The following is an 18,276-nucleotide window of genomic DNA, read 5'->3' as shown; positions in this document are numbered from 1 at the left end:
CTTGTGGCGTATCCTTGGCGAAGGAAGACCATCCGGATGGCTCGCCACCCATGCGCCGCTTTCAAGCGCCTGCGCTATAGAAGTGACCTATAGGGTGGATTGTGAAACGATATTTCCTTAACCTCTGCGGCCCCGATAGGCTGTTCCGCAATTTAAGACCTGTCCTTCAGGTCAGAATTTTCAGGACCTGCCGAACCAAACGACGCTTCCCCAAGCGTTTCGGTGGTCCTTTTTATCCAGCCGTCCCGACCGCGGCGTAAACGGTCGGTCGATAGGAGTGTGTCATGTCAGACGTACGTCATTCCCGAGTGATCATTCTCGGTTCCGGCCCTGCCGGTTACAGCGCTGCGGTCTACGCCGCTCGCGCCAACCTCAAGCCCCTGCTGATCACCGGCATGCAGGCTGGCGGCCAATTGACCACGACTACAGAAGTTGATAACTGGCCAGGCGACCCGCACGGCCTGACCGGTCCTGCCCTGATGGAACGCATGCGTGAGCATGCCGAGCGTTTCGAGACTGAAATCGTCTTCGACCACATCAATTCCGTTGATCTGGCCGGCAAGCCGTTCAGCCTGCAGGGCGATAGCGCAACCTACACCTGCGACGCCCTGATCATTGCCACCGGCGCCAGTGCTCGCTACCTGGGCCTGCCTTCGGAAGAAGCGTTCATGGGCAAGGGTGTCTCTGCCTGCGCAACCTGCGACGGTTTCTTCTATCGCAACCGTGAAGTCGCGGTGGTCGGTGGTGGTAACACGGCGGTGGAAGAGGCGCTGTATCTGGCCAACATCGCCAGCAAGGTGACCCTGGTTCACCGTCGCGAAACCTTCCGTGCCGAGAAGATCCTGATCGACAAGCTGCACGCACGTGTCGCCGAAGGCAAGATCGAACTCAAGCTCAATGCCACGCTGGACGAAGTGCTGGGTGACAACATGGGTGTGACCGGTGCGCGTCTGAAGAACAATGACGGCAGCAGCAGCGAGTTGAAAGTCGACGGTGTGTTCATCGCGATCGGCCACACACCAAACACCTCGTTGTTCGACGGTCAGCTGGCGTTGAAAGACGGTTACATGGTTGTGCAGGGTGGCCGTGAAGGCAACGCCACGGCGACCAGCGTCGAAGGCGTATTCGCTGCCGGTGACGTGGCTGACCACGTGTATCGACAGGCCATTACTTCGGCTGGTGCAGGCTGCATGGCGGCACTGGACGTCGAGCGCTACCTGGACGGGCTGGCTGACGTATCGTTCTGATTTGCTCTCGTGCCCAAGCGCTCAGCGCTATACACAAATCTCATGGGAGAGATTCGCATTGCTCGCGAAGAGGTCAGTACATCCCCCAGAAACAGGGTGTTTGAACCGATGCCTTCGTGAGCAAGCTCACTCCCACAGTGGGCTGTACTCTGCCTCATGCTGTGTTTAACCCCGTTTTCCGGGCTTACCAGGACGTGTGTATAGCGTGGAGTGCCCAGGTATGGGCACTAGAACGATGTGATTTCAACCCAGCCGATCAAGCCTTGCGCTTGAGCGGCTCGCCTTCAAACTTCACACCCGCCAGACCCTTCGCGATCAGCGCACGGATATTGCCGTGGTCGCTGCCTTCAGGCGTGGCTTGTACCGAGCGGTAATGCTCGCCGAACGCCAGCAGTGCCTCTTCGTCAGTCAGGCCTTCCAGTAATGCCAGGCCCAGGGTTTTGCACGACCCTTCGTTTTGCCCGGCAGCATTGTCGACGTCGCCGTTTCTGAAGGCCTGAGGCTGGTAGTCGTAGCCTTCGGCGATGAACGCCAGGGTATCGGCAAACGCATGCTCGCCGCTGCGCAGGCTGGCGCGCAGGGAATTCAGATCAGTCATGTTGTTTGGTTTCCTTGACGAACGCCGCCTGTTGTTCGGCGTTCGCTTCTTTCTGGTAGCGGGCTTTCCACTCGTTGTACGGCATGCCATAAACCACTTCACGCGCATCATCGAGGCTGAGGTCGATCTGCTTTTCGTCAGCGGCGGCCTTGTACCACTTGGACAGGCAGTTGCGGCAGAAGCCGGACAGGTTCATCAGGTCGATGTTCTGGACATCCTTGCGGCTGTCCAGATGCGCGACCAGTCGGCGGAAGGCTGCAGCTTCGAGTTCGAGGCGTTTTTGCTCGGTCATGACGGGCTCTTTTCAGTAGACGGTTGGCGTCATGATAAGAGTTTCAGCGTTGACCGGCGAGCGTGATCGACACCGATTCGGCAAAGCGCAGGGCATGCGGCTTGTCGACTTCCACCTCAGCGTAGGTCACCGCCTCGTGGCTCATCACCAGATCCAGCACTTCCTGGGTCAGCCGTTCCAGCAGGGCAAAGCGATTGCCCTCGACATGCTGGATGATGGCCTTGGTGATGGTGCGATAGTTGAGGGCATGCTCGATGTCGTTATCCCGAACGGCTTCCTGAGCGGCGTAGAGAATCGTCAGGTTGATCAGCACGTCCTGTTTGTTGAGGATTTCGTCCTCGTTGATGCCGATGAACGTGCGCAAGCGCAGGTCCTTGATCCGGATGCGCGCGGTGCCAGGTTCGAGTCTTGCCATTATTGTCTGCTCCGTCCGATCAATTGCAGAAACTCCATGCGCGTGGTGCTCGAGTCCCGGAAGGCGCCCAGCATCACTGACGTGTTCATGGTCGAATTCTGCTTTTCGACGCCGCGCATCATCATGCACATGTGCTGGGCTTCGATGACCACGGCGACGCCGGCGGCTCCGGTGACTTTCTGAATTGCATCGGCAATCTGCTTGGTCAGGTTTTCCTGAATCTGCAGACGTCGGGCAAACATGTCGACGATGCGTGCAATCTTCGACAGGCCCAGCACTTTGCCGGTCGGAATGTACGCCACATGTGCCTTGCCTATGAACGGCAGCAGGTGGTGCTCGCAAAGCGAGTACAACTCGATGTTCTGGACGATGACCATCTCATCGTTGTCGGAGGCGAACAGGGCGCCATTGACGATCTCTTCGACACTCTGGGTGTAGCCGTGACACAGATACTGCATGGCTTTGGAAGCGCGTTTCGGCGTGTCCAGAAGACCTTCGCGGTCTGGATCTTCACCAAGGCCGAGCAGAATGTCTCGATAGTGCTGGGGCAGGGACGAACTCATCAGAATGATCCTCGGGGCGGCTTACTTGACGTGCCGTCCGCCGTTTACGGTCAGTGTTGTGCCGGTGACATAGGTGCTGTCCAGAAGATAACGCAGGCTCTGGTAGATCACCTCTGCACCTGGCTCTATGCCCAGGGCCGACTTGGCCAGGGCGTTGGCGCGGTAGGCCGCATCATCCTTGGGTTGAAACATCAACAGCGCCGGTGCTATGCCGTTGACTTTGACAAGCGGGGCGAACCTGGCGGCGAAGGACAGCGTCAGGCTTTCCAGGCCGGCCTTGGTTGCGCAGTAGGCGATGTGCTTGCTGCTGCCCTTGCGGGTCACGTCGTCGCTGATATGCACGATGTCAGCGACCTCACTGGCGGTCAGCAACGACTCGCAATGCAGATTGATCAGGTAGGGCGCCAGCATGTGCACGCTGAACATGCGGGTGAAGTTGTCGGCTTCATCGCCCGGTGTTTCTGCCAGCCACTCGGAAGCGTTGTGGACAATGGCCCGCAGGCTCGAGGTCTGGGTTTTCAACAGCTCGACAAAGGCCATGATCCCGGCCTCACAGGAAAAATCCCCGTGGATGGCCACTGCTCCAGCCTGGCGCAGCTCCGTCACACTTTCGTGCTCGGTGCGATAACTGATGATCACCCGCTGCCCGTGTTCCAGCAGACGCAAGGCGCAATGCAGGCCCACGCGCTGGCTGGCGCCAGTGATCAGGATCGGTGCAGAAGACATTGCCATCGACAGCTCACGTATCGGTTATCCGTAGTGGACGGGGATTGTACGGTCGATTGTTTCTTCCGGTTTACAGGCAAAGTTATACCAGAGAATTTTTTTGTACAACCCTGGACATCATGAAACTCGCCGACGCAGTGCTCGCAGGCGCTGAGCACAGGGAGGCTGCGGAGACGAGCGGGGCTGGGAAGCGACCAAGACCTGTACCGAGGTGTAAAGGTGTACAGGTCTTTATGAGCTTAACGAGGGGAAGGTGATTGCGTCGGGCGTGCCGGTGCAGGCGTGCTCTGCAGCCAGGGTGCCAGCAGGCGCGTGGACAGCGGGATGAACAGGTAGACCATCAGTGGGGTGAGCACCGCCGTGCTGATCATGATGCGCGGCAACAGGTCCAGATGATTGAGCAGCGGGCCCAGTAGAAAATTGAAGATCAGCGACACGGGAAAAAACGCCAGCCAGATCGCGACAGCCTGTTTCCAGCGTGGCGGGCGCTGGTCGATCGCGCCGAACCAGCCGTCGATGCCGCTGACCCGATGCTCCGAGGGTTGTGCGAAAAGACCGCTGCCGCGCACCAGCCAAGAGCGTCGAGAGGCGGAATGCTCCCAGGCGTGCATGGTGTGCTCATCGGTAAAGCGAAAAATGATCTGAAATTCATCATCGCCGGGCGGGGGCGCCAGTACCCCTGAACCCAGATACCCCGGAAAGTCCGTGGCCAGCTGTTCGCCTTCGTGCAGCCAGGCCATCATTTCATGGTAGCGACCCTGCGCCACGCGGCGGGCAACCATCAAGGTGACGGGTGAGGTAGACATTGTATATCTCCGGTAGAGGCGTGAAATTCCCGGGTAGGGAGGTCACATGCCGCGATCCGGGATGGTGGGTCGCGACAGTTTCACGTGAACAGCAAGCAAGGATTATTCCTGAAACGCTGAGAGACCGGTAGAGCGTTGCCGGGCAGGCGGGTTACTTGTGCAAGGACGGATGTTTGCGACGATGCTCTTGCAGGATGTACTGGCGCAAGCGTTCGGCATCGTCCTTGCCATGTTTGCTGAAATGATAGGCGCCGACGTTTTGCCCGATCATGCGCTCCAGCTTGCCGCGCATCGGAATGGGCGCTTGCCCTGGCGGGTTGAACCAGGCGGAAAAGTTTCTCGGCAGCTTGCCTTCCTTGCGGTACTCGAGCAGCACACCCTTGAACGACAGCTCGTGAACCCAGAGTGCCGTCAGCGCGCCCTTTTCGGTTTCGAGAGGGATCGGCTCTTCCATCACGAGTCGCCATGGGCGGATCTTCGGACCTTCCTCGAAGATACTTGGTGCGCCGAGCTCCAGATGCAGTGCGTGGAATTCGTCCTCGACCAGGTGCAGAGGGAAATTCATCTGCTGATTCTCGAACTGCGCATGGATCGTGACCTGCTCATGAGCGGCCAGCTTCGTCAGCAGATCCTGGATCTGGATGCCGCCATTGACCAGCAGACTGCGCGTACTGTCACGTACGTTCAGCTGGGGGTTGCGCTGCATGCTCTGGATAAAATCCAGCTCAGCCTGGGTGAGAAGTGAATCAGGTTGCATGGGCGGAGGCTCGGTCTAACCGGTTATTGAGAACAAAGACCATTGATTCCGTAAAGTGTTCTGGCCATCCGTCATATTTTTTCATTCAAGTGTTTCAACTCTGCTGTGCTTCTTCGGGCAGATCCGAAGGCAGAATGGTCCGTAGAAAATTCAGACGGCATTCTAAGGCATAATGTTTCACTTTTTTAAGCTGCTGCAGGAATAACCATGAAAGTCGCCATCGTGTGTGGAACGGTCTACGGATCGGCCGAGGAAGTTGCCAGACACGCCGCCGCACTGTTGCGTGCCGCCGGCCATGAGACCCTCGTCAATCCGCGCCTCATGCTGCCGGAGCTGCTCGCCTTCGAGCCTCAGGCGCTGCTTGCCGTGACATCGACTACCGGGATGGGCGAATTGCCCGACAACCTCATGCCTCTTTATGCAGCGCTGCGCGACGGTCTGCCAGGCGAACTGCGTGGATTGCCTGGTGGGGTGATCGCACTGGGCGATGCCAGTTACGGCGACACCTTCTGCGCAGGCGGCGAGCAGATGCGCGAACTGTTCGCTGAGTTGGGCGTCAGCGAAGTGCAGGACATGTTGCGTCTGGACGGAAGCGAAAGCGTCACCCCGGAAACCGACGCAGAGCCGTGGCTGGAAGCGTTTATCAAGCACCTGGGCTGAAAACATCGCGCTCCTTTATGGGGAATGATTCAGCGCAGCAGGTGTTGATTGTGGCTGTGCAGGGCGTGGATGACACTCATCGCAACGTCTTCCTGAGGCATGGAGCCAGCGATGAGCGAGTCAGTGCGTTTTGACGATAAAGTCGTGATTGTGACCGGCGCAGGCGGCGGGCTGGGTCGGGCTCATGCGCTGCTGTTTGCGAAACACGGCGCGCGAGTGGTGGTCAACGACCTGGGTGGTTCGGCGCATGGCGAAGGGGCCAGTGCGTCTGCTGCCGATCGCGTCGTGGCCGAGATTCGCGCGGCAGGTGGCACTGCAATAGCCAATCATGATTCGGTCACCGAGGGCGGCCGCATTGTGCAGCATGCGCTGGATGCATTCGGGCGTATCGATGTGCTTGTCAACAACGCTGGCATCCTGCGTGACAAGACCTTCGCCAACATGGAGGACGCCGACTGGGACCTGGTCTATCGCGTCCATGTCGAGGGCGCTTACAAAGTCACCCATGCCGCCTGGCCTTATCTGCGCGAGCAGAATGACGGACGGGTGATCTTCACGTCATCGACATCCGGTATCTACGGCAACTTCGGGCAAGCCAATTATGCGACGGCCAAGCTGGGGCTTTACGGGCTGACCCGCACCCTCGCGCTGGAAGGCCGCAAGCACCGCATCCTCGTCAATGCCATAGCACCAACGGGCGGCACACGCATGACCGAGGGGCTGATCCCCGCCAATGTCTTCGAGCTGCTCAAGCCCGAACTGGTCAGCCCGCTGGTGGTGTACCTGTGCAGCGAACAATGCCAGAGCAGCGGCGAGCTGTTCGAAGTGGGCGGTGGCTGGATCGGCAAGGTCCGCTGGCAGCGCAGTCAGGGAGCCTGTTTCGATCCGCACACAGTCTTCAGCCCTGAAGACGTTGCGGCACAATGGCAGACGATTGGTGATTTTGCCAACGCTGCGCACCCTGCCGACACTGGCGAGGCGTTGCAGGAAATGATGGCCAACCTGCAGAAGTACGTTAAATAAACAGCCTCTGGCAGTTGCTGCAAGACCGCAGTTATCAGTTGAGCGTGCGCGCTTGTTCACGCTGACGGCTTGATTATGTGTGAGAAGTTTCACCGAGTTATGTAAGTGCTGTCTTTTCGCGCGGTAAGGTAGGTATGGATTTTTCCACGCCTATCAATCATGCCGTGCTGGCCCCGATATGAAGTCTGAACACATTCATATCCGGAGTGACACATGGCCAAATCAATATGGGGCGACTTTCCGCCGGTAAGCGTCGCGGCGCCTCCTGAACGAGTCAAGGTCAAGAAGGCTGCGGCACAGGTAACCCAGGTGCTTCAGGAGGTGGGCGAAAACTCGATTGCGCTCAATTCGCTGGCGATGGAAAAGCGCAAGATGAAACCGCTGTTCAAGGGCTTCAACCCCGAACAGATAACCCCCAAGGATCTCAACAGAGCGGGGATGATCCTGTACAAGTTCGGCATGATCGATAATCACACCGCCGAGTTGATGAGTCGCGCAGGCGATGAGTTCGACAAGCAAGGCAAGCTGGTCGACCCCAGCAAGGAAATCAACGCGCTGGAGTTTTTTGCCAATCGGATCATCGACATGAAAGAGAAAGCGCTGAGCGGTGATCCCTATGCCAACGCGCTATTGCCTGACTACATCAAGACCATCCATATCCTGCAGAATCTTCAGGTGTTTGCCGAGTCGGGTGACAGTTACGAGATGCGCAAGATCAAGGACATGGAAAACAAGGGGCTGATCAAAAGAACGCCGAATGCCAAGGGCTGAGGCACGTTGCACGGCGTAAACGCGCAGCGCGTTAAAACCTGTGGGCAATAAAAAAGGCCGCTGCACAGAGACCTGCACGGCGGCCAAACAAAACGCAGGATCAAGGGAGCTTGCAAATCCACGTCGATTTAACGCGCGCAGGTTAACCGCCATCACGCGCCTGAAAAATCCCCGCGCAGGATATGCAGCATTACCCGGCAAGTAACAATTCACAGCGAATGAGCAGGGTGCTCAATGAACGCGGTGGTTTGCCGGTAAGCGGCTCAGACGCTCGGCCAGCTGGAGTCTTTGCAGTGGGTCTTCACTGAGCAGCAGCGCGCCTTCCAGATCGAAGCGTTCGGCCTGCGGGCATTCGAGAAACTGGTACAGACTGGCGCGGGCCAGGTGATCGCTGCTGGTGGCCTGGCCCAGTTCGACGATGCGGTCGGCATCCTTGAGCGCCGCGAGAACATTATCGTTGATCTGATGCAGGTGCCGCAGGTTGCGTGACAACCGTTGCAGCATGCTGGTCGATGTGGCGCGTGTCATATGCTCGGCGCGCAGCTTCATGGTCGGGCCGAACTGCCTGATCAACAGCTCGCGGCAGTCGGCGGGATAGAGCCTGCGCCCGCTGCAGGGGTCGAGCAGGTGATCGGCACCCGGCACGCGCAGCAGGAAGTGACCCGGGAAGTTAACGCCTTCCATGGCGATGTCCAGGCGCCGTGCGATCTCCAGCGCGATCATTGCCAGCCCCAGCGGCTGGCCTCGACGCTGCTCCACGATCCTGTGCAAAAGGGCCGAATCGGGTTTGGGAGGGTTCCAGTCATCCTGCTGAAAACCCAGCGCGTTGAGCTGCCGCAACAGCGGTTGCGCGAGTTCAGGCGCAGGCAGGACAGGCAGCGCCGCGCTTATCTGGCGTTGCAAGCGATCCATTTCGCTCATTACCTCATGCCACGCGAAGTGCGCGTCATGTTCGGTCGACACCCATAACGCAGCTTCAAACACCAAGGGCGGTGTCTGTTGCAGGCAGGCCAGGCAATGCTGACGTGGCGTCATGGACCACTCCGTGCGGCTCGAAATCCAGTGCGAAGACTCTTTGTAGCCCTGTGCGCGAATTTCGTCCAGCGCCACTTGTTTCTACTTGTTCAGGGCTTCTATCAGGTCGGGTGTCACATAGTGCGGACCGTCGAACAGATACAGCGGATAGCCATCGAAGGCGGCGATCTGCGGTTTCAGTTCGGCCGCCGTTGCCGGGCGGAAGCCGCCACCGACCTGCGGGCGAAAAGCTTCGACGATGATTCTCACGCGATTCTTGCCCAGCCGTTTGCGCAGCGCGTCGGCGTAGGTCCGGGCAACCGGAGCGGTGCGCGCATAGACCCCCACGCCATCCTGAAAGAACACGCCGATATCGTCCGGCAGCCAGGTTTTCAGCCAGTCCGCCGTGGCGGCGGGCCCGATATTGGCGCCATCGTAGACGCTGATCCACAGTGGTCTGGGCAGTTTCGCCAGCAGTGCCGGTAACTCCTTGGCACGACTCCAGCTGGGGTCGACCTCGGCGGGGAAGTACCAGCCGGTGACATTGAGCGGCGTTTTCACCTTGGCCAGTTGTGCCGAAAGCACCGCCAGTTGCTCGATATTGTCCCGTGAGCGGGTTTCGCTGAAGTACCCGGCCAGCCCAAGGATCACCTCCTGCGCCCACGGCTCCTTGCCGATGCGTGTCCAGTCCGGCAACACGGGCACGCTGATCATCGGCGTGCCCGGTATGAACGCCTGGTCATCGACCGCCGTCCACTGCACGAGCAATTGCCGTGCGCCGAGCCTGTCCCAGTTGCCGCTTATGCCAACCGTTGCGTTATCCGGTTGCCAGACGATGCCGAGCACGCCCGGGCCCTTGGGCTGGATCAGCACATACAGCTCGCTGGTGCCGAGGGCGATTGCCCCCACCAGCAGGGCGGCCAGCGAGGTCTTGATCAATGTCGCCTGTCGCAGCAGTGCGGCCAGAGCCTTCAAACATTACTCCCTGATGGGGGACGGGCGCGGGTCACCACGAGAACGTCATGCGTGCGAAGACGCCTTCTGCGCGGTCATCGCCAAACACTTTCTCGCGATACTGCACGGAGAAGTCGACATACGACTGCGGCGCCTTGTACTTATCCTCACGGAACCAGTAACGCACGCCCGTACCGACACCAAGCCCGCCAGCATTACCCGATGATGTGCTGCTACGGCCGAGGCTGTCGACCTCACTGCGCATCTTCGAATCGTAGTCCACTGCAGCGACCACATGGGGAAACACCACCAGCCGCGGGCTGATGCTGTCCAGACGGAAGCTGCGCCCGACCTGCCACTCACTGTTGAAGTAGTTGCGCTTGTCCTGCAAATAGCGCCCGCCTTCAGCGTACAGCTGCGAAGTCCACCAGCTCGGTACATCGACGCGCAGGTCGGTGCCGATGCTCGAGCCATAGCCCAGGCGCACCAGCCAGTCGCCATCGGCGTTGGAGTTGCCCAGCGGGAAGGTGCGTTCGAAGGCGCCGATCACGTTGACTGCGCTGAACGGCTTGACCCGGATACCGAGCGCGCCCTGCAAGGCGTCCGCGCCTGTGTCGGAGTCGCCTTCCTTGCTCCACAGCGTGTCGGTGACGCGTCCGTAAAGCTCGACGAAGCGCGCATTGCGGTAACCGAAGGGGCGCCAGAACACTTCGGTACTGTTCTGCACGCTGTCATTGCTGCCGCCGGGCGCGCCGCTCAGGCCGCTGCTGGTGCTGGCACCCCGATAAGTCGTGGTGTTGGTCAGGCCCCATTCACGGGACAGATCAGAAACGGCACGTCGCGTATCGAACACCTGTTGCGCGGGCATCTGCAGATCGCCGGTCTGCTGATAATCGAGCACGCGCTTGAAGTAGGCGATGGCCTGCGCATCATTCGACGTGCGCATCGCGCTGTAGGCGGCATCCTGCACTTCGCGTGGCTTGAGGCCGGACTGACGGTCGACACGCTTGAAGGTATCCAGCGCGCCTTGATCATCGCCTGCCTGGCTGAGGAAATAGGCAATCTGCACTTCATCGCCGGGTTGCAGTTGGCCCGCATCGCGAGCTTGCTGCAGACGTTGCAGCGCCTCACTCGGCTGGCCCATGGCGGCATACAACGAGGCCTGTTCACGCAGTGGCAGGTTGCCGACCGCCATGGCCTGGGCGAAGTCCTGACGTGCACCGTCCTGATCGCCCAGGCGCTGACGTATTTGCCCGCGCTGGACGAGCAGGGTAGCGTCGTTGCCATTCAGCGCCAGCGCTTCGGTGGCCGCAGAGCGCGCTTCGGCATACTGCCCTTGGGCAATCAGGGCGCTGACCAGCAGCTTTCTGTAGGCCATCTGTTTCGGAAAACTGCGAACGGCCTCGCGCGCCTCGCTGACTGCGGTGTCGTTATCGCCGCGTGCCAGAGCCTTATAGCCGGTGGCTGCCTTGTCGACTGCTACCTGCTCCTGAATCGCCTGCCGACGACGCGTCAGGACCTGTTGCGGCCCCAATGCCTGCTCGGCATCGTTGATGGCTGCCTGTGCTTCGTCCAGACGCTGCTGACGTTGCAGCGCCTCGATCAGCATCATGCGGTAATCGAGGTTCTTTGGTGCCTGGGCAATGGCCTTGCGCGCATGACTGGCCGAGCCGTCATAGTCGTGCCTGGCATAGGCACGCAGCGCCTGATTGCCTTCCAGATAGCCAGGCTTGGGGCGTGTCTTGTAAGCGCGTTGCGGGTGATCGCGGCGGTACTTGTCGCGTTCGGCCAACGTAATGAGGTCACGCAACTGCTGAGCGTCACCGCGCTGACGCAACGCTTCGTTCGCCTTGGCGATGGCCAGGTCGTAATCCTTGCGGTTGTAGGCCATGTAGGCTTCGTTGGCGATGGCATAGGCGGGTCCGGTCAACGGCAGGGGCAGTGTCTCCGCCTGGCTGAGCGGTGCGACAAGACCCAGGCCGCTCACCAGCAGCGACAGGATGAAGGGGCGCTTCATAGTGGCTGCTCCGTTTGATCGTCAGATCGGTAATGGTTGTGCTGACGTGCCACAGCCTGTTCGATGGTTTCTCTGGGCAGCACGCCGATGTCGACCAGGTAGTCGCCGATGCGGCCATGCACATGCGGGCGGTAGCCGAGCATGGCTTTCTGGAACACGTCGCGGTCCAGCAGGCCTTGCTCGATGAGCAGATCGCCCAGCAGTGGTGCTCTGGCTGGAAGCGGCTGACCCTCGACCACCTGAAGCTGACGCAACTGCGCGACGATGTCGCTTTCACGGGCAATCAACTGCACCGGCTCGGCACCCAGCTGTTCGGTAATCTGCTGCAGACCATCAGGCGGCAGCGGGCTGGCCACTGCAATTTCCTGGCGCCCCAGCGCATTCATTTGCAACGGCACGACACGCCAGCGCAGGCAGAACTCATCGGCCAGCACACTGCTGTCGGCACGCTTGCTGGCGATGTCGAACACTCGCGGCAGATCGTTCTGAAAAGCGATGGCCTCGGCAAGGGTTTCATCGTCGAGCCAGCCATGACTCAACAGAATCCTGCCCAGGGGCACCTGACGGGTTTGCTGTTCAGCCAGTGCGGTCTGCAGTTTTTCGTCGTTGATGGCTTGCCAGGACAACAGCACGCTGCCCAGGCGGCGGGGTGCGACGGCAATCAGATCGGAAGACGGAAAGTCGTGCATGGTCTTGTCCCAGACCAGCTTGCGGTTGAGCACCTTGCCCACCAGAAACATCCGCCAGGCCCGCGCCGCAGCCATGAAGTTGACGAAGTTGCCGACCACCATGCGCGGTATCGACAGCAAACCGTGCTGCCAGCCGTAAAGCACAGTGGTGAAGTAGCAGCGATGCAGGATCCGCCACAGCAATGCGATGCCGTTGGCCACCAGCAGATACTGAATCAGCCCGGTGGTTTCAAAAGGTGTCGGAAAGCTGGTGTTCCAGACTCCGCTGGAGCGCAGCACAATCAGCGCCAGCAACTGAATGAGAATGGCATAAGCAAGGATACTGACGAATGACGTGACCACACCCTTGCGGTCCCGAAACAGCAGGTATCGGTTGGCCAGCGAGCCGGTCCAGCCCATTTGCTCCCAGCCTTGCAAGCCGATACCCAGCGTCCAGCGCGCTTTCTGGCGAAAGGCGGTGCGGAAGGTGTCCGGGAAGAATTCGCGCACGCACAGCGGCATTTCCAGCGTCGACTCATAAGGCTTGCGGAACCACGATTTGCGCAGCACCCGAAATTGCACCGGGAAGCGTACGAAGATCGCCTGCATACCGTACTTCGCCAATCGCGCGCCGACGTCGTAGTCCTCGGTCAGGCTTTCGGTATTGAACGGCTGGTTCTGGTTTTCATCCGCCAGCACCATCAGCGCACGTCGCGAGAAACAAGTGCCGACGCCAGCCGAAGGGACGGTGTCAGTCATGCTTTCGCGTACCACCAGGTCCTTGCCGTGCCATTCGGCGAACTCGTCCATGTAGGTGCCGGCCACCCATTCGTACCAGTTGCGTTCCAGCGACACGACCGGCAACTGGATCATGTCCTTGCGTGGCAGCAGGTAATTGAACAGGCGCAGTTCAAGCGGGTGCAGCACGTCTTCGCTGTCGTGCAGGATGGTCCCGGCGAACTGTACGGAATGAGTCTTCTCGTACAGAAAAATCGCCTGGATCACCCAGTTCAGGCAGTCGGCCTTACAGGTGGGGCCGGCGTGCGGCACCTCCACTCGGTGCAACTGCTTGTAGCGGCGACGCATGCGCTCGACTTCATCGATGGTGCGTTGGTCGTTGATGTAAGTGCCGACGAACACCACGTAGTTCTGATAGTCGAGCGTCGACACCATGTTTTCGATCATCGGCGCGATGACGTCGTATTCCAGCCAGGCCGGAACCATGATCGCCAGCGGCTGCTCGTCGCGGGCAATCAACTGCTCGGCAGTCAGCGGCCGGTAGCGGCGTTCGGCGGTGAACTTGCGGTACAGCCGCCGCGACCAGTACCAGATATCGATGAACAGGTCATCGATACTCGATACCAGAATGATCAGCCCGACAACGATCGTCGCGACTTCCAGCACGCTGTAGTAATGGGCCAGCCAGTAAGGCCAATAGAGCGACGTCATTGCGGCGGCCTGTTACGAGCGATTGCGACGGGCGCTACGGCCAGCCAGCAACAGAATGAGAAAAAGTACGATGCCGGCCGGGATCAGCCACAGCAGCGAAGGTTTACGCCAGGCGTCGATGCCGGTGCTTTCCTCCTCCTCGATCATCTGGCTACCGGTCGGGTCCTTGGCGTCGAAGGTGGCGATCGGGCCGCTGTCAGCCAGCACCGCGGCGTTGCCACGTTCCAGCAGTACCGGACGTTCGAAAACCGGGGTCTGACCGCCCAGGGTGCGATAGATCATGCCGTGCTGGCCGCCGGCTTCGATCACTTGCAGCGAAGCCAGGTGATTGAGCGACTTGAGGTCGAGCAGCGTCTGCTCTTTGTGGTTGATCAGCAGATGCCCGTCGTTGCTGGCCTTGACCGACTCCGCGCCGTCCTTGATGGGCAGTTCGAAGGCCAGGAAAGACTTGGCCGGGGCTACGGCTACGCTGGCGTCATCGCTGACGCTGAGCTGTGCGCGCAACGGCGAGACGCCGGAGGCGCTGGCAATACGGATGACTTGCGGCAGGCTGCTGGCCGGGTGCTCAAGGTAGCCCTTGGGTACCATGATCTGCGTGTCGGTGGCGAAGCGTGCCGCCATGCCCGAGAAGTTTTCGTCAGGCGTGACCTTGTCCAGCACGATGTGGCTGGTCGGCAATACCGAGATCGGGAACGCCTGCGGCGTTTCCAGGCACTGGTTGCTGACCGGCTGACGCTGGAAGGACACGCGCAGGACGTTCTGCGCCGCCAGTGCGTACTGCGGAATGCGCGCTTCGATGCGTTCTTTCTTGCCATCGGCCGTCAGTTGCATCGCGCCGATCAGGTAATCGTTGAGGAACAGCGTGGCAACCGGCGGGGTACCCGATGCGCCGGGGGCGGCAGCGATATCGATCATCGCAGTTACCGGCACACGACCGTCATAGGCAACGCTGCCCAGCGGGAACGAGGCGCTCCAGTCGGTTTTTGCCAGCACATCCACCGTGCCGGGCTTGCCGCCCAGACGGGTCAGCGCGACGCGACCGTCTTCGCTCAGAGGCATGGCGGCTTCTTCACCGATGGTCAGCTGGCGATTGCGCGCCAGTTTGTTCCACGCCGAGCTGAACAGGCCAATGGCCTTGTTGGCCGACTCCGGCTTGATCATCAGCAGTGCACGATTGCCCAGCAGGGCCAGACTCACGTCATCCCCGGTGCTGTTGGCGAGCGGCTTCTTGATGTGGCGCTCGCGCCATTGGCCCAGTGCGCTGGCCGCCGAAGCGTCCAGGCCCTGCACCTGCGCCTGGAGAGCGTCCATGGCGTCGTCGATTGCCTTGAGCAGCTGTGGATCGCTGATCGCCAGGTCGGCCTGCAAGGCAGGTGTCTGGCCGAGCATCAGCAATGCACCGATTTCCGCCGGGTCGCGCAGGGTGTACTGGCCCTTGCCTTCGAGCCCTGCAAACGCCGGAATCTGCTTGAGTTCCGCCGGAATGGTCAGGCCGCTCCGGTCCACGCTGTCCTGCACCGCAGGAAACGGCAGGATGCGTGCCTGCTTGCCGATGCGCTCCAGCGCTACGCCCAGACGCCAGGCGGCATCGTAGCTGGCGTTCGACAATGTGCCGGGTGCGACCAGCAGGCCGGGTTTGCCGGGCAGTGCGTTCCATACCGCGCCGACGTCCTGCAACTGGCTGGCGTCATAGCTGTAGGTCAGGCGCGTGTGCGGATCGATGCGCAACACGTTGCCGATCGCGCGTTCGTCTTCGCAGAGCACTTTCGAGATCACCGACGACCAGGCAATCCCCAGCCGCACCGAGCCGTTTTCCCGCGCCGCCTTGTCGACGCCCAGCGTCGCACTGGCGTTGCCCTGTTCTTCATTGAGGCCCAGCGCACGTACCGGATAACCGTCCAGCGACAGCAGCAGCGTGTTGCGGCCTGCCTCGCCGTTCAGGTAGCTGGCATCGAAATTCAGCGTGGCCTCGGTCAACGGCACATTGGCTGGCACCGGCAGGTACAGCTCGCGGCGGGCATCGGTGGCATTGAGGATGATCGGGCGATCGATACCCAGCTCCCTCAGCTCGACCACGCGCTCCTGGCGATTGTCGGCAGTGATTCGGTTGATCGCCTGGGTCAGCGGGCTGTCGGCAGCCAGGGCGAATGCAGGCATCAGAGCCAGCAGGCTCATCCCGCAGGCAAGTACGCCAAACGCGCCCATGTTTACGGCAACGGAAGATTTCATCGTGCAGATCTCGGTAAAGGCTCAAGGCCATTGGGTCTTGATACAGGCTGCCGGTCTGCTACAACGTTTTTCGGGCACTCGGTCTGAACCGGGTGCCCGTATTGTTTGCGGACTGCTTCCTGCGGATTTTTTAGGGTGTGTCTGCGCTATCTGCGCGACCGTTGTGCTAGCTGGCCATCGAGCGCAACTCTGCATGTTCGTGCTGCGGCTTGATTCGTGTATCCAGGTGCCTGTCCATCGAGTCCTGGCGCTGACGCGGCAGCTCGGCGACAAACTCATCCACCGGGCGACCCATCAGGGCATCGACGATCCGTGAACTGGCTTTGCCGTCGCCATAAGGGTTGGCCGAGCGGGAGGCGTTCTGCCACAGGGCATCATCATCAAACAGGGCGTTCACGCCACGAATGATGGCGTCCGTCTCGGTACCCACCAGGCGCACGGTGCCTGCCGCGACCGCTTCCGGGCGCTCGGTGACATCGCGCATGACCAATACCGGTTTGCCCAGCGACGGCGCTTCTTCCTGCACGCCACCGGAGTCGGTGAGGATGACGTGAGCGCGTTGCATCAGGCGCACGAACGACAGGTAGTCCAGCGGTTTGATCAGGTGCACGTTGGGCAGGTCGCCCAGGTGCTCGGTCACCGGCCCCAGTACGTTGGGGTTCAGGTGCACCGGGTAGACGATCTGTATGTCGTCGCGTCTGGCAAGCTCGCCCAGCGCCTTGCAGATATTGAGGAAGCCGTCGCCGAAGTTCTCGCGACGATGACCGGTCACCACCAGCACCCTGCGTTCGGGCACCAGGAACGAAAACTGGCGATCAAGGGCATGGCGCAGCTGACGGTTGCTGTCGATTCGTTGCGCGGTCAGGTGCAGGGCGTCGATCACGGTATTGCCGGTCACGAACGAAATGCCCTGCAAACGCTCGCCCAGCACGTTGCGGCGCGACTCGGCGGTGGGAGCGAACAGGTGATCGGAAATCAGATCGATGCAGCGACGGTTCATCTCCTCAGGCCATGGCTGACGGATGTCACCGGTGCGCAGACCTGCTTCGACGTGGCCGATGGGGATGCGGCGATGAAAGGCCGACATGGCCGCCACCATGGCTGATGTGGTGTCGCCGTGAACCAGCACCTTGTCCGGTTTCATCTCGTCCAGAATCGGGTCGATCGCCGCGTAAAGCGCAGCGGTCAGCGAGTTCAGCGTCTGATCCGGGCGCATGACATCAAGGCTGTAGTCGGCTTTGAGCTCGAACATGTCCAGCACCTGTTGCAGCATGCTTTGATGCTGCCCGGTAATGCAGATTCTTGAGTCGATACCTGGCTCGGCAGCCAGTGCTCTGACCAGGGGAGCCATTTTGATGGCCTCCGGACGAGTACCGAAAATGGAAAGGACCTTCATTCTGGGGTGCAGACCAGCCATTATTTCCTCCCGCGCCCTTAGCGCGTCGCACAGCAGCAAAAACCAGACTGAGAACAGCTTGGTCAGCTTGCGAGTTGATGAGTTTCTCGGGCGGAAAGATCGGAGTTTGTGGCTCGATGTTCACTTCAGTGTGAATGTAGCAATATGCCTTGTTACCCGGATTTGTCAGAATTATTAACAGAACAGGATAATAAAGCAAAACGTTTTATTAAGTATTTTTCAAAGTAACAATGAGTAGGAACTTTAGAATTTCACCACGGTCAGTACAGGGTTAAATTTTTTGAGAGCTGCCGTTTGGGTCAATGAAAACGGGGTTTTCAAGGGCTTCTGGAACGCTTTTTCAGCTGTTTTGAATGCCGGCTTGCCACGCGTAGTTATGAGTGATGGCAAAAAGTTCCAACAAAACTAGCAGGGCTGAGGTGTGCGTCACTACAGCAGAATCCTGACGCCTGTTTAATGACAGGAAGAGAGAAGGGGTTCACAAAAATGACGCTGATATAATGACGGTTGGGAACTTTGATAATGTATCGAGTTTGACACGCTGACGGGGAGACGGGATGTTAGGAACGGGCTTAGATGCTGTTCAAGTTGTGCGGCATATACAGTATTGAGTTGTAGCAGCAATACGGGTGATTGCCCAGCCATTAAATGAGAATGATTGGCGACCCCC

General features: G+C 59.8%; 17 protein-coding genes. 4 read left to right on the top strand and 13 right to left on the bottom strand.

The window, feature by feature from the left end; genetic code table 11:
• The first annotated feature begins 284 nt into the window (after nt 1-284).
• Nucleotides 285-1,247: a thioredoxin-disulfide reductase gene (trxB, locus tag LIX91_RS09785; RefSeq protein WP_003316986.1), complete on the top strand. Its 963-nt coding sequence runs from the start codon at nt 285-287 to the stop codon at nt 1,245-1,247.
• Nucleotides 1,248-1,503: 256 nt separating this feature from the next.
• On the opposite strand, the gene LIX91_RS09780 is transcribed toward trxB, so the two are convergent.
• From LIX91_RS09780 to LIX91_RS09750, 7 genes are all read right to left on the bottom strand, one after another.
• Nucleotides 1,504-1,845, bottom strand: coding sequence for a HopJ type III effector protein (locus tag LIX91_RS09780; RefSeq protein ID WP_024650093.1), 342 nt, complete (start codon nt 1,843-1,845; stop codon nt 1,504-1,506).
• Entirely contained in the window at nt 1,838-2,137 is a 300-nt protein-coding gene (locus tag LIX91_RS09775; RefSeq protein ID WP_100072286.1) for a DUF1244 domain-containing protein, read from the bottom strand. The genes LIX91_RS09780 and LIX91_RS09775 overlap by 8 nt, the downstream gene beginning before the upstream one ends.
• Nucleotides 2,138-2,180: 43 nt before the next feature.
• Entirely contained in the window at nt 2,181-2,552 is a 372-nt protein-coding gene (folX, locus tag LIX91_RS09770) for a dihydroneopterin triphosphate 2'-epimerase (RefSeq protein WP_226488414.1), read from the bottom strand.
• Nucleotides 2,552-3,115, bottom strand: a complete 564-nt coding sequence (gene folE / locus LIX91_RS09765; protein ID WP_003346200.1) for a GTP cyclohydrolase I FolE — start codon at nt 3,113-3,115, stop codon at nt 2,552-2,554. The genes folX and folE overlap by 1 nt, the downstream gene beginning before the upstream one ends.
• Nucleotides 3,116-3,136: 21 nt before the next feature.
• The gene (folM, locus tag LIX91_RS09760; RefSeq protein WP_046236635.1) at nt 3,137-3,847 is read right to left on the bottom strand and encodes a dihydromonapterin reductase; all 711 of its coding nucleotides are present in this window, start codon (nt 3,845-3,847) and stop codon (nt 3,137-3,139) included.
• 233 nt (nt 3,848-4,080) lie between these two features.
• Entirely contained in the window at nt 4,081-4,647 is a 567-nt protein-coding gene (locus LIX91_RS09755; RefSeq protein WP_003346204.1) for an antibiotic biosynthesis monooxygenase, read from the bottom strand.
• 151 nt (nt 4,648-4,798) lie between these two features.
• Nucleotides 4,799-5,404: a hypothetical protein gene (locus LIX91_RS09750; protein ID WP_003408751.1), complete on the bottom strand. Its 606-nt coding sequence runs from the start codon at nt 5,402-5,404 to the stop codon at nt 4,799-4,801.
• 207 nt (nt 5,405-5,611) lie between these two features.
• Here LIX91_RS09750 and LIX91_RS09745 point away from each other — a divergent pair, with 207 nt between their 5' ends.
• The 3 genes from LIX91_RS09745 (at nt 5,612) to LIX91_RS09735 (ending at nt 7,858) form a co-directional block, all read left to right on the top strand.
• Nucleotides 5,612-6,064, top strand: a complete 453-nt coding sequence (locus LIX91_RS09745; protein WP_003408755.1) for a flavodoxin — start codon at nt 5,612-5,614, stop codon at nt 6,062-6,064.
• Between the two features lie 111 nt (nt 6,065-6,175).
• Nucleotides 6,176-7,087 (top strand): SDR family oxidoreductase, encoded by a 912-nt coding sequence (locus tag LIX91_RS09740; RefSeq protein ID WP_226488413.1) that lies wholly within the window; start codon nt 6,176-6,178, stop codon nt 7,085-7,087.
• Between the two features lie 213 nt (nt 7,088-7,300).
• A complete protein-coding gene (locus LIX91_RS09735; protein ID WP_003415125.1) occupies nt 7,301-7,858 on the top strand; it encodes a hypothetical protein in 558 nt (185 codons plus the stop codon).
• 231 nt (nt 7,859-8,089) lie between these two features.
• Here the strand turns inward: LIX91_RS09735 and LIX91_RS09730 are convergent, their stop codons facing one another.
• From LIX91_RS09730 to wecB, 6 genes are all read right to left on the bottom strand, one after another.
• Nucleotides 8,090-8,893 (bottom strand): SirB1 family protein, encoded by an 804-nt coding sequence (locus tag LIX91_RS09730; protein ID WP_226488412.1) that lies wholly within the window; start codon nt 8,891-8,893, stop codon nt 8,090-8,092.
• Nucleotides 8,894-8,974: 81 nt separating this feature from the next.
• Entirely contained in the window at nt 8,975-9,847 is an 873-nt protein-coding gene (locus LIX91_RS09725) for a hypothetical protein (RefSeq protein ID WP_226488411.1), read from the bottom strand.
• A 31-nt stretch (nt 9,848-9,878) separates the two neighbouring features.
• Nucleotides 9,879-11,843: a bacteriophage N4 adsorption protein A gene (locus LIX91_RS09720; RefSeq protein ID WP_226488410.1), complete on the bottom strand. Its 1,965-nt coding sequence runs from the start codon at nt 11,841-11,843 to the stop codon at nt 9,879-9,881.
• Nucleotides 11,840-13,960 carry a glycosyl transferase family protein gene (locus LIX91_RS09715; RefSeq protein ID WP_003408774.1) on the bottom strand — a complete coding sequence of 707 codons (2,121 nt, stop codon included), beginning with the start codon at nt 13,958-13,960 and terminating at the stop codon, nt 11,840-11,842. The genes LIX91_RS09720 and LIX91_RS09715 overlap by 4 nt, the downstream gene beginning before the upstream one ends.
• A gap of 12 nt (nt 13,961-13,972) precedes the next feature.
• Nucleotides 13,973-16,189 carry a cellulose biosynthesis cyclic di-GMP-binding regulatory protein BcsB gene (locus tag LIX91_RS09710; protein WP_226488409.1) on the bottom strand — a complete coding sequence of 739 codons (2,217 nt, stop codon included), beginning with the start codon at nt 16,187-16,189 and terminating at the stop codon, nt 13,973-13,975.
• 166 nt (nt 16,190-16,355) lie between these two features.
• Complete coding sequence (gene wecB / locus LIX91_RS09705; RefSeq protein WP_003408778.1) at nt 16,356-17,606, bottom strand: non-hydrolyzing UDP-N-acetylglucosamine 2-epimerase; 1,251 nt, start codon at nt 17,604-17,606, stop codon at nt 16,356-16,358.
• Nucleotides 17,607-18,276: the final 670 nt, after the last annotated feature.

It is taken from the genome of Pseudomonas sp. B20 (genome assembly GCF_020515755.1).
GTDB lineage: Bacteria > Pseudomonadota > Gammaproteobacteria > Pseudomonadales > Pseudomonadaceae > Aquipseudomonas > Aquipseudomonas syringae.
This window is presented reverse-complemented; position numbering and strand designations above follow the sequence as displayed.

What these genes read in the sequence shown, in the direction of transcription:
- LIX91_RS09750 (WP_003408751.1), bottom strand. Translation starts at nt 5,404, where the DNA reads ATGCAACCTGATTCACTTCTCACCCAGGCTGAGCTGGATTTTATCCAG.
- LIX91_RS09715 (WP_003408774.1), bottom strand. Translation starts at nt 13,960, where the DNA reads ATGACGTCGCTCTATTGGCCTTACTGGCTGGCCCATTACTACAGCGTG.
- LIX91_RS09740 (WP_226488413.1), top strand. Translation starts at nt 6,176, where the DNA reads ATGAGCGAGTCAGTGCGTTTTGACGATAAAGTCGTGATTGTGACCGGC.
- folX (WP_226488414.1), bottom strand. Translation starts at nt 2,552, where the DNA reads ATGGCAAGACTCGAACCTGGCACCGCGCGCATCCGGATCAAGGACCTG.
- LIX91_RS09745 (WP_003408755.1), top strand. Translation starts at nt 5,612, where the DNA reads ATGAAAGTCGCCATCGTGTGTGGAACGGTCTACGGATCGGCCGAGGAA.
- folM (WP_046236635.1), bottom strand. Translation starts at nt 3,847, where the DNA reads ATGGCAATGTCTTCTGCACCGATCCTGATCACTGGCGCCAGCCAGCGC.
- trxB (WP_003316986.1), top strand. Translation starts at nt 285, where the DNA reads ATGTCAGACGTACGTCATTCCCGAGTGATCATTCTCGGTTCCGGCCCT.
- LIX91_RS09710 (WP_226488409.1), bottom strand. Translation starts at nt 16,189, where the DNA reads ATGAAATCTTCCGTTGCCGTAAACATGGGCGCGTTTGGCGTACTTGCC.
- LIX91_RS09735 (WP_003415125.1), top strand. Translation starts at nt 7,301, where the DNA reads ATGGCCAAATCAATATGGGGCGACTTTCCGCCGGTAAGCGTCGCGGCG.
- LIX91_RS09730 (WP_226488412.1), bottom strand. Translation starts at nt 8,893, where the DNA reads ATGACGCCACGTCAGCATTGCCTGGCCTGCCTGCAACAGACACCGCCC.
- LIX91_RS09755 (WP_003346204.1), bottom strand. Translation starts at nt 4,647, where the DNA reads ATGTCTACCTCACCCGTCACCTTGATGGTTGCCCGCCGCGTGGCGCAG.
- LIX91_RS09775 (WP_100072286.1), bottom strand. Translation starts at nt 2,137, where the DNA reads ATGACCGAGCAAAAACGCCTCGAACTCGAAGCTGCAGCCTTCCGCCGA.
- LIX91_RS09720 (WP_226488410.1), bottom strand. Translation starts at nt 11,843, where the DNA reads ATGAAGCGCCCCTTCATCCTGTCGCTGCTGGTGAGCGGCCTGGGTCTT.
- LIX91_RS09780 (WP_024650093.1), bottom strand. Translation starts at nt 1,845, where the DNA reads ATGACTGATCTGAATTCCCTGCGCGCCAGCCTGCGCAGCGGCGAGCAT.
- folE (WP_003346200.1), bottom strand. Translation starts at nt 3,115, where the DNA reads ATGAGTTCGTCCCTGCCCCAGCACTATCGAGACATTCTGCTCGGCCTT.
- wecB (WP_003408778.1), bottom strand. Translation starts at nt 17,606, where the DNA reads ATGGCTGGTCTGCACCCCAGAATGAAGGTCCTTTCCATTTTCGGTACT.